We start from the raw sequence: 9,747 nt of genomic DNA, 5'->3' as shown, positions 1-9,747 counted from the left end.
GGGCAGGCTGATCGCCAAGCTCGAGGCGCCCAGGGAAGGTCGCTTCGTCGCGCCGCATGTCTTCCGGGTCAAGGGTATCGAGGACATGGAGCGCGAGGTGTTCGGGCCGGTGCTGCATGTCGCCAGTTTCGACGCCGACCAGATCGACGCCGTCATCGCCGCCATCAACCGCAAGGGTTATGGCCTGACCTTCGGCCTGCACACCCGCATCGAGGGCCGCGTGCAGCATTTCGTCGATGGCATCCATGCCGGCAACATCTATGTCAACCGCAACCAGATCGGCGCCGTCGTCGGTTCGCAGCCGTTTGGCGGCGAGGGGCTTTCCGGCACCGGGCCGAAGGCCGGCGGTCCGCACTATCTCCGCCGCTTCCGCAAGGGGCCGGAGGCCGGCACCCATGTGCAGGATGGCCACAAGGTCACGGCGACCGAGCTTGCCGACAATCTGCCTGATCCCACACTTGGCGGCTGGTCGACGCGTCCGGACCGGATCGCCATTCTGAGGAAGCATCTGCGCGGCAAGGGTGCTGCGGCCATTGGTGCGGCCGCCGGCATCGATTTCGGCCAGGTCGACCTGCCCGGGCCGACCGGCGAAGCCAACACGCTCTCGCTGTCGCCACGTGGACGGGTGCTGTGCCTTGGTCCCGATGGTGATACGCTGCTGGCGCAGACGATCCAGGCGCTCGCCGCCGGCAACGCCGTGCTGGCCGTTGCACCGGGTGCACCGGCGGCCCTTTCCGCTCTGACCGGCAAGGGCCTCCCACTGGCCGTCATCGACGGGCGGCCTGATCCGGTCGAGGCACGCTCGCTGCGCGTCGATATCGTTGCTTTTTCCGGCACGCCAGAGGCCGCGCGCATCGTGCGCAGGGTTATCGCTGATCGCTCAGGCCCGATCGTGCCGCTGGTCAGCGAAGTGTTGAACCCGGCGGCTTATGCACATGAGCGGGCCGTCTGCGTCGACACCACCGCCGCGGGCGGCAATGCGACCTTGCTGGCCGGAGCCTGACTCCGGCCGGTCGATAGAGCCATTCACCGTTTCGTGGAAACGGTGAATGGCTCTATCTCTTTCGGTTTATGCATGTCGTTGTCCCAAAACCGGGACCACTTTTGAGCGACATGCATTACGCGCCTTCGACGACCGAAAAACCCTCGAACTGGGGGTGGCCGAGATAGTGGACCTTCGTCGTGCCGACATTCCTGTGGGCAGCGCGGAAATTCTCGGACTTGGTCCAGGCGATGAAATCATCGTGGCTCGCCCACACGGTGTGCGATGCAAACAGCGTGTAGCCTTCGGTCTCGTTGACCGGGCCTCGCAGCAGGTGGAATTCGCGGAACCCCTTCATCTCCGCAAGGCTGGAATCGCGGTTCTTCCACACGGCTTCGAAATCGTTCTCCGAGCCGGTCTGCACCTTGAAGCGGTTCATGGCGATGTACATGGTGGTTTCCTCTCACAGGGATGTTGATGATTTGCGGCCGCAGCGTTTTGTTCTGCGCACATTCAAAATGGGCCGATTTCGGTCTCGAACTCCAAACTTGCGCTTGCTGCCTGTGGTGGAATCGAAGGGAAGGGGGCTGCTTTGCGGATAATGCCAAGCGCCGCCTGATCGAAAGCCGCCGACCCTGAGGTCTCCAGGATGCGCAACTTATTTATGTTGCCCTTCCTGCCTATGACGAATTTAACAACCGCATTGTTGCGTGCCGCCAGTTGTAGGGACGGCGGCAGAGTGCGATTGACGCTGCCGAGCTTTCTAAAGACATCGCCGCGGTAGTTATCTTCCGCGGCAGTGCCTGCCTCGTTTTGCCTTTTGCCCTTGCTGGCCGCTTGCGCCGACAGGTCCTGGCCATCCGCCGTGCCGCGCTTCTCATCCGCCGTCTTTGACTGGGCAGCTGCCGGACTGGGCCTCGCGCTGGGGATCGGCGGCTGTTCTGGAACGGCGACAGGCGTCTCGGTGCTCCTGGGCTGAACGGTCGGCTGTGCCGGCGCTTCGGTCTTGGGAGCCACGCTCTGATCATCGGGGCGAGGGGCGCCGGCCACCAGTATGTCCGGGGTGACCGCCTGCGGTTTGACAGGTTCCGGCAAAGGCTTGAGCGGCGGCTTTGCCGCTTCCGCGGCAGGTTGGGAGGCCTCCGTTGGCTGCGACGGCTTGGGCGGCGTTGCCGGCTGTGGTTTGGCCGGTTGCGGGCTGGGCACCAGTGCAACGTTTATTGCCGTCGGGTCCTTGTCCAGCGCGCTGCCGACCACGTTGGTGCCCGACTGATCACTGCCTTCCGGCTGCTCGGCATTCTGGGAACTCGAAATCCCCGAAGGCGAGATCAGAAAAGCCGCCGCCACGGCGGCATGGAGCGCGCAGGAGACGACGATCGCCGCCGTCCATTTGCGGTTCCAGGCCGACGGCCGCGGCAGCGCGAGCGGCTCGGTTGGCTCTATCGCCAGCTCGGCGCCGGCTTCGGAAAGGGGGCTGATATCCTGCATGTCTCGCCGCGAGACCTGCAGCGACAAGAGCAGAATTGTCAAATCAAGATCGTTCGCTCGCAGCGGCAGTCGGCAGTGGCCGGCAGCTGGCCACACCGTTTTGTTTTGCAGGAATGCGGGATGCAGTCCCACCTCAGACGCCGAAGGCGATACCGGTCTTGGTGTCCGTCTTCAGCTTGCGCATGCAGGCGTTCGGTTCGACGCCGGTACCGGTGCATTCGGTCGCGCTGTTGATCAGCACGCGGCTGACTTTCGAGCACTCGGTGCCGGCCAGATCGAAACGCGTCACCTTGGTCTTGCCGGCCGGCAATTCCTTGAAATCGAGCACGGTCAGCCGGTCGACGACGCCTGCCTCGTTGAACAAGGCGATCTCGAAGGCAGCCTTGGACAGGTCGGCGCCGAGATTGTTGTTGACCACGAACCTCAGGCGGCAACCCTTGTCGGAAGGTTGCGCGCCATTGAGTTCCAGGGTGAGCGTGGGGGCCGGCGCGGACTCTTGCGCCCACGCCGAAACCATCGCAAGCGACATCGCCAGCATCGAGGTCAGCAGACGAAGGGGTGTCGTCAAGCTCGTCATGGCAATCAGCCTCCAAACCGCATCGTTGCCGCCAGCTTCAGCGTTATGCCGGGCTCGTAGGCCGCGAAAACCGGCTGCGGCGGCTGGCCAGCCGTGGTCAGGTTAAGCGGGTTGGCGTATTTGACATCGAACAGATTGTCGGCGCGGAAATCAATCTTCAAATTGTCCGTCGCCTGGTAGCTGGCAAAGGCATTGACCAGCGTGTAGTCCTCGGCGATCGGATTGCCCTTGGGCTTGCCATTGTATTGCACTTCGCCGCCGACGGTCAGCTTGTCCTCGAGGAAGCGCAAGCCGAGCTGCGCGGTGACCTGGGATGATGGGATCGTGGCGAGATCCGCTTCCACACCCTTGTAGGAAATGGTGTGACCATTGGTGATTGAAGCCGAGAGGCCGGCATAGCCCCATCCGGCATCATAGACGCCCTCCAGTTCGAAGCCGTCGATCTTGGCCTTGGCAAAATTCTGGTACTGGAAGCATATCGGGATACCGGGTCCGCTCGGGCAACCGGCTGTCGGGTCAAACCGCGACAGGGTAACGCCATCGATGTAATCTTCGACATCATTGTTGAAATACGCTGCCTTGATGCGCAGCGCATCGCCGGCTTCGAGGATGTCGTTCTGCTTGTAGTTGACGCCGAATTCGACGGTCTTTCCAGTCTCCGGCCGCAGATTGGGATTGGGCAGGAACGGAAAGCTGACGCCTGCCGGATGATTGCCGCTGATCAGCGTCTCGGCGATCGATGGCGAGCGATAGCCCTCGGCATAGGTGCCATAAAACTGAAGGCCGGCAAGGCCTGCGGATTCGAACGGGGAGACGCCGACGGTGATGCGCGGCGATACCCTGTCGCCGGAAATGTCGTGGGTGTCATCTTTGAGACTGTAGTTGTCGTAACGCAGCCCGGCGATGACTTCGAGCCACTCCCAGGTGAGCTTGTCCTGGACATAGGCGCCCGAAACGTTGCGCTTGCCCGAAGGCGTGTAGAAACTGTCGCCACCAGCCGCGCCGCCGGTCTCGACGTTATCGCCGACCCAGTCGCCGCCATAGGTCAGCTCGTGCGCGATCCCACTCGTCTCGAACCGGGACGTGTTCCAGATGTCGATGCCGGTGGTGCCGACGTCGAATGTCGACTGCGATCCCGCCGGCAAGACAACGGGAAGGCCGGTGACCGGATCAAAGCGGTTTTGCGGGACAAGGCTGGTCAGATCGAGGTTGGTCTTGTTGTAGGAGGTGTTGATGTGGAGATCGAGCCAGCTCTTGTCCTCATCCGTGATGTTGTAGCGCGCCGTGAAGGTGTTCGACTTCAGGTCGACGTCATTGACCGGCGCACCGCCGCTGATCTCGTTCCAGCCATCGCTTGAGCCGACCCAGCCGAGCTTCAGTTCGCTGTTGTCGGTCGGGCGTATGCTGGTCTTGAGCAGTCCGCTCAGCACGTCGAAGCCGGTGCCCTTGACGGTGTCGCCGCCGCCATCCTTGTAGTCGTCATAGTCGCGGTAGACGATGTTGCCCAGCACGTCCCAATTCTCGTTAATGCGGTAGGCGCCGGATGCACTTGTGGTCCAGCCCTTGCCGTTGCTCTCATAGCGTCCCGTGACGGAACCGGCCCATGTCTCGTCAGGCTTGAGGAAATCCTCGGCATCCTTGGTGTCGAAGAAGACGACGCCGCCGATGGCGCCCGAGCCGTAGGTGTTGGCTACAGGACCACGGATAACATCCACGGATTTGACGAGTTCGGGGTCGATGTAGAAGGTCGACTGCGTGCCGTGGTCGGAGCGCTGGAAATTCTGTCGTGCGCCGTCGACGATGACTGCGACGCGACCGAAATCCTGCAGGCCGCGGATGTTGATGCTGGTGCTGACGCGCCTGGCGTCGGCCTGCGCCGCGACACCGGGCACGCCGAGCAGCATCTCATTGGGCGTCGTCGCCATGCGGCGGTCGAGCTGTTCCTGGCCGATATGGCTGGCCGATGCCAGCGATTCGATCGCCGTCTCGCCGGTGCGGCTGATGACGAGGATCTTGTCGAGCAGCGTTGCTCCCGCTGGTGCTGCCTTTTCCTCTTCAGCCTTCTTCGTTTGATCTGTCGTCTGCGCCGCCTGCTGGGCGTTGGCCAGTTGCGCCGATAAGGCAATCGCCGCCACGCTTGCCAGCAATGCCGCCGCGCCGTTCGCCGCCGACCGGCCGCGCCATTCCCAAGTCACAAACCCCATGCCCCAACTCCAAAGTCCAGGTTTCATGCTGGCTGGCCCGGGGCTGGCTGGCATTTTTGATCGTCGCCGACGTCTTAAATGTTGACTCATTTAATCCGGTATTGCACTGACTAGTAAACATGATTATTCAAGTCAAGAAATGAATCGGATTACGCAACGCCTAGCCAGACGCCCGGCACAGGAAAGGGATCCATCCAGATGAACACCCACAATCCCAACGATTTTCGCTATCGCGTCCGCCGTCCCGACGATGCCTCCCCCCATTTCGACCGGGTTCCGCTGGCGGTACGAACCCTTTCCAGCAACACCCTGTTCCAGGGCGAGCACGAGATAGGCATCGAGCATCACGGTGCACTCTACCGGCTGAAAATCACCCGCCAGGGCAAGCTCATTCTCAACAAGTAAGACAAGGCAACAGGGACCGAGACATGGATCAGCGCGTAAAACCCGCCCCGCATGAAATCCGGCGGGCACGGACAGACAATCCGAAGACGCGCGAGCGTGATCTGGCTGCCCATCTCGGCATTTCGGAAGCCGAACTGGTCGCGGCGCATTGCGGCGACGGCGTCGTCCGCATCGAGCCGCGCGTCAACGATCTTCTGACCGGCCTCGAGGCCGTCGGCGAGGTCATGGCGCTGACCCGCAATGACAGCGCGGTGCACGAGAAGATCGGCGTCTATGACAAGGTCGTCACCGGCACCCACAATGCCATGGTGCTTGGCGAAAACATCGACTTGCGCATCTTCCCGAAGGTCTGGGCGCACGGCTTTGCCATCGAGAAGCGCGACGGCGACGAAATCCGCCGCAGCCTCCAGTTCTTCGATGCGGCAGGCGAGGCCGTGCACAAGGTGCATCTGCGGCCGGCCTCCAGCCTCTATGCCTATCAGAAGCTGGTCGCCGCGCTCGAATCGTCCAACCAGGAACCGACGGTCGACATCTCGGGGCCACTCCCCGATGACGAGATCCATGGCGACGAAGCGGCCGCCAATCTCGACGATCTGCGTGACCGCTGGAGCCGGCTGACCGACGTGCACCAGTTCTTTGGTATGCTGAAGACGCTGAAACTAAGCCGCCGGCAGGCGGTGCGCCTGGTTGGGCAGGACTATGCCTGGCAGCTCGACAATGAGGCGGTCCGGGCCATGTTTCATCATGCCGCGGAGGGCGAGATGCCGATCATGTGCTTTGTGGGAAACCGCGGCTGCATCCAGATCCATTCCGGTCCGATCAAGTCGATCAAGCCGATGGGACCATGGATCAACGTGCTGGACGAAACCTTCCACCTGCATCTGCGCACCGACCACATCCACGAGGTCTGGGCCGTGCGCAAGCCGACCAAGGACGGTCATGTCACCTCGCTCGAGGTCTATGACGCCGACGGCAAGATGATCATCCAGTTCTTCGGCAAGCGTCATGAAGGCGAAAGCGAGCGAGACGACTGGCGCTTCCTGGCGGAAAACCTGCCGCGCATCCCAAGCCCGACTGCAGCCTGAGAAAAAATGCTATGAGTGTTTTCCCAAGATTGTCGGCTGTGCGCGGATCTATTTTGGGGCCGGTGATCGGTCTCTCCATGGCTGTTATCGCACTGCAACCCGCCAGCGCCGCGGAAGGCACGGCCGTGTTTGCCGATCCTTCAAAGATCGTGGCCATTGGCGGCTCGATCACCGAGATCGTCTATGCTCTCGGCCAGGAAAAGCATCTGGTGGCACGCGATTCCACCAGCCGGTTCCCAAAGGCGGCGCTTGAGCTGCCCGATGTCGGCTATATGCGCGCGCTGTCGCCGGAGGGTGTGCTGTCGGTCGACCCGACCGGCATCCTGGCGCTGCATGGCAGCGGCCCCAAGGAAGCAGTCGATGTCTTGAAGAAGACGAGCGTGCCGTTCATCGAGGTGCCCGAGCACTACAGCCACGAAGGCATTCTCGAGAAGGTCCGCATCGTCGGCAAGGCGCTCGGCGTCGACGCCAAGGCCGAGGTGCTGGCCAAGGAGCTCGATGCCAAGCTCACGGCCGCCGAGAAGCAGACGGCTTCGATCAAGGAGCGCAAGCGCATCCTGTTCGTGCTGTCGATACAGGGTGGCAAGATTCTGGCGGCCGGCAGCGAGACCGCCGCCGACGGCATGGTCAAGCTGGCCGGCGGCGTCAACGCGGTCGAGGGCTTTTCCGGCTACAAGCAGATGTCCGACGAGGCGATCATAACCGCCAGGCCTGACGTGATCCTGATGATGAGCAATGCCGGGCCTCCGGTTTCGGACGACGAACTGTTCGTCAATCCGTCGATCGCCTCCACGCCGGCCGGAACGGCGCACAAGCTGATCCGCATCGACGGCGCCTATCTGCTCGGCTTCGGGCCGCGCACGGCTGATGCCATCCACGACCTCGCTGTCTCGCTTTATGGCGGGCAGGTCACGGACTGAGCAGGCAGATCATGGTCGATCAATCGATCGCCGGCCCGGTGATGGCAAGCGTATCCGAAGGCGACCGGTCGGGCCGCGCCCGCATCGTCATCCTTCTGCTGTGCCTGGGGCTCGCGGCTGCCGTTTTTCTGTCGCTGACATCGGGGGCTTCGGACGCATCGGCCGCCAACGTCATCGGGGGCTGGCTGTTCGGCGCAGTGCCTGACGACGCCGCGTTGAGCGCCCGCGACAGCCTGATCGTCTATGACATCCGCCTGCCGCGCGTCATCCTCGGCATGCTGGTCGGCGCGGCGCTCGCCGTCTCCGGCGCGGTCATGCAGGGGCTGTTCCGCAATCCGCTGGCGGACCCCGGCCTGATCGGCGTCTCGGCCGGCTCCAGCCTCGGCGCGGTTGCCGTCATCGTGCTCGGCGCGACGATATTGGCTCCGGTGACAGTCTTGCTCGGCACGCTTGCCCTGCCGCTGGCGGCCTTCTGTGGCGGGCTCGCCACCACGCTGATGCTCTATCAGGTCGCGACGCGGCGGGGGCAAACCTCGGTTGCCACAATGCTGCTCGCGGGCATCGCGCTGGCGGCGCTCGCCATGGCGCTGACCGGCATCCTTATCTTCATGGCCGACGATCGCCAGTTGCGCGACCTGACCTTCTGGCAACTCGGATCGCTCGGTGGTGCGACCTGGGCGAAGATCGCGTCGGTAGGGCCGATCATCGTCCTGGCGCTGGCGGCGATGCCGTTCCTGGCACGCGGCCTCAACGCGCTGGCGCTTGGCGAGGCGACCGCCGGCCATCTCGGCATTCCGGTGCAGCGGCTGAAATACACGGCCATCGTCGGCGTCTCCGCCGCGGTCGGCGCATCCGTCGCCGTCAGCGGCGGCATCGGCTTCGTCGGCATCGTGGTGCCGCATCTGCTGCGCCTGCTGATTGGTCCGGACAATCGCTATCTGCTGCCGGCGTCGGCGCTGCTCGGCGCCTCGCTGCTGCTTCTGGCCGATGCGGTCGCACGCACCATCGTTGCGCCGGCCGAACTGCCGATAGGCATCGTCACCGCGATAGCGGGCGCGCCGTTCTTCCTTTGGATCCTGCTGCGCAAGCGCGGCGTGGTTGATTTGTGAGGCTTGATGATCGAGGCAAAGGATGTTTCGGTTGATATCGCCGGCAAGCCTATCGTCAGTGGTGTCGATTTCCACGCGCGGCCCGGCGAGATCGCCGCCGTCGTCGGCCCCAATGGTTCGGGCAAGACGACCTTCCTCAAAGCGCTCTCCGGCGAGCTCGCCTATACCGGCCGCGTTGCCCTCAACGGCCGAGATCTCTCGACGATGAAGCCGGCCGAGGCAGCCGTCCATCGCGCGGTGCTGCCGCAGGCGACGACGCTGTCGTTCCCGTTCACCGTGCGGGAAGTGGTCAAGCTTGGTCTTGTCGGCGGCCGTTCGGGCGCCTTGCCGGGCGAGGATGCGCGGCTGCCGGAACGGGCGCTGGCGCGTGTCGATCTCGACGGCTTTGCCGGCCGTTTCTACCAGGAGCTTTCCGGCGGGGAGCAACAGCGCGTTCAGTTGGCGCGCGTGCTATGCCAGGTCTGGGCGCCGGTGCTCGACGGCAAGCCGCGCTTTCTGTTCCTCGACGAGCCAGTGTCCAGCCTCGACATCAAGCACCAGCTGATCATCATGAACATTGCCCGCGACTTCGCCAGAAGGGGCGGTGGCGTGGTCGCCATCCTGCATGACCTCAATCTGACGGCCATGTATGCGGAGCGGATCTTCGTCATGCATCGCGGCCGGCTGGCCGCCGCCGGATCGCCGCGGGACGTGCTGAGCGATGATCTGATCGAGAAAGTGTTCGACTGCCGGCTCAAGGTCGGCGTGCTGCCGGCGGGCAATATGCCGTTCGTGCTGCCGCAGTCGGCGGTCTATTGATATTCAGGTGAGGCCGGGCCTGCGAATGGCGGTTTCCTGCGCTTCTCCCGCCAATTGTCGAAGTCGGCGCCGCCCCTCATTGCCCTGCCGGGCATTTCTCTCCGCAGAACGGGGAGAAATACGCTAGGCAGCCGGGGCGCGGCGCTCCATCAGCATGTCGATGCCGAGCAGGTTGCGTA

Annotated in this window: 10 protein-coding genes; 6 read left to right on the top strand and 4 right to left on the bottom strand. The window is 63.4% G+C overall.

Annotation, left to right across the window (positions count from 1 at the left end; genetic code table 11):
* On the top strand, positions 1-1,003 hold a 1,003-nt coding region (locus tag EN879_RS12750), incomplete at its 5' end, for an aldehyde dehydrogenase family protein (protein ID WP_127274076.1).
* 115 nt (positions 1,004-1,118) lie between these two features.
* Here the strand turns inward: EN879_RS12750 and EN879_RS12740 are convergent.
* The 4 genes from EN879_RS12740 to EN879_RS12725 form a co-directional block, all read right to left on the bottom strand.
* Positions 1,119-1,433, bottom strand: a complete 315-nt coding sequence (locus EN879_RS12740) for an antibiotic biosynthesis monooxygenase (RefSeq protein WP_027039045.1) — start codon at positions 1,431-1,433, stop codon at positions 1,119-1,121.
* 62 nt (positions 1,434-1,495) lie between these two features.
* Positions 1,496-2,512 carry a TonB family protein gene (locus EN879_RS12735; RefSeq protein ID WP_342030138.1) on the bottom strand — a complete coding sequence of 339 codons (1,017 nt, stop codon included), beginning with the start codon at positions 2,510-2,512 and terminating at the stop codon, positions 1,496-1,498.
* Positions 2,513-2,603: 91 nt separating this feature from the next.
* Positions 2,604-3,047, bottom strand: a complete 444-nt coding sequence (locus tag EN879_RS12730; RefSeq protein ID WP_063168170.1) for a hypothetical protein — start codon at positions 3,045-3,047, stop codon at positions 2,604-2,606.
* Positions 3,048-3,052: 5 nt separating this feature from the next.
* Positions 3,053-5,251: a TonB-dependent hemoglobin/transferrin/lactoferrin family receptor gene (locus tag EN879_RS12725; protein WP_082826469.1), complete on the bottom strand. Its 2,199-nt coding sequence runs from the start codon at positions 5,249-5,251 to the stop codon at positions 3,053-3,055.
* 198 nt (positions 5,252-5,449) lie between these two features.
* Between EN879_RS12725 and hemP the strand changes: the two genes are divergently transcribed.
* The 5 genes from hemP to EN879_RS12700 are packed head-to-tail and all read left to right on the top strand — an operon-like array spanning position 5,450 to position 9,568.
* Entirely contained in the window at positions 5,450-5,656 is a 207-nt protein-coding gene (gene hemP / locus EN879_RS12720; RefSeq protein WP_063168168.1) for a hemin uptake protein HemP, read from the top strand.
* 23 nt (positions 5,657-5,679) lie between these two features.
* Positions 5,680-6,741: a hemin-degrading factor gene (locus EN879_RS12715; RefSeq protein WP_063168167.1), complete on the top strand. Its 1,062-nt coding sequence runs from the start codon at positions 5,680-5,682 to the stop codon at positions 6,739-6,741.
* A gap of 11 nt (positions 6,742-6,752) precedes the next feature.
* Complete coding sequence (locus EN879_RS12710) at positions 6,753-7,661, top strand: hemin ABC transporter substrate-binding protein (RefSeq protein ID WP_063168166.1); 909 nt, start codon at positions 6,753-6,755, stop codon at positions 7,659-7,661.
* Between the two features lie 11 nt (positions 7,662-7,672).
* Positions 7,673-8,770 carry an iron ABC transporter permease gene (locus EN879_RS12705; protein ID WP_063168165.1) on the top strand — a complete coding sequence of 366 codons (1,098 nt, stop codon included), beginning with the start codon at positions 7,673-7,675 and terminating at the stop codon, positions 8,768-8,770.
* A gap of 6 nt (positions 8,771-8,776) precedes the next feature.
* Entirely contained in the window at positions 8,777-9,568 is a 792-nt protein-coding gene (locus tag EN879_RS12700) for a heme ABC transporter ATP-binding protein (RefSeq protein ID WP_063168164.1), read from the top strand.
* The last annotated feature ends 179 nt before the right edge of the window (positions 9,569-9,747 follow it).

Source organism: Mesorhizobium sp. M7A.F.Ca.AU.002.02.1.1 (assembly GCF_003998535.1).
Classification (GTDB): domain Bacteria; phylum Pseudomonadota; class Alphaproteobacteria; order Rhizobiales; family Rhizobiaceae; genus Mesorhizobium; species Mesorhizobium ciceri.
Note: the sequence above shows the minus strand (reverse complement) of the source record. Positions and strands in the feature narration are given on the sequence as shown.

What these genes read in the sequence shown, in the direction of transcription:
- EN879_RS12725 (WP_082826469.1), bottom strand. Translation starts at nt 5,251, where the DNA reads ATGGGGTTTGTGACTTGGGAATGGCGCGGCCGGTCGGCGGCGAACGGC.
- EN879_RS12740 (WP_027039045.1), bottom strand. Translation starts at nt 1,433, where the DNA reads ATGTACATCGCCATGAACCGCTTCAAGGTGCAGACCGGCTCGGAGAAC.
- EN879_RS12705 (WP_063168165.1), top strand. Translation starts at nt 7,673, where the DNA reads ATGGTCGATCAATCGATCGCCGGCCCGGTGATGGCAAGCGTATCCGAA.
- EN879_RS12715 (WP_063168167.1), top strand. Translation starts at nt 5,680, where the DNA reads ATGGATCAGCGCGTAAAACCCGCCCCGCATGAAATCCGGCGGGCACGG.
- hemP (WP_063168168.1), top strand. Translation starts at nt 5,450, where the DNA reads ATGAACACCCACAATCCCAACGATTTTCGCTATCGCGTCCGCCGTCCC.
- EN879_RS12730 (WP_063168170.1), bottom strand. Translation starts at nt 3,047, where the DNA reads ATGACGAGCTTGACGACACCCCTTCGTCTGCTGACCTCGATGCTGGCG.
- EN879_RS12700 (WP_063168164.1), top strand. Translation starts at nt 8,777, where the DNA reads ATGATCGAGGCAAAGGATGTTTCGGTTGATATCGCCGGCAAGCCTATC.
- EN879_RS12710 (WP_063168166.1), top strand. Translation starts at nt 6,753, where the DNA reads ATGAGTGTTTTCCCAAGATTGTCGGCTGTGCGCGGATCTATTTTGGGG.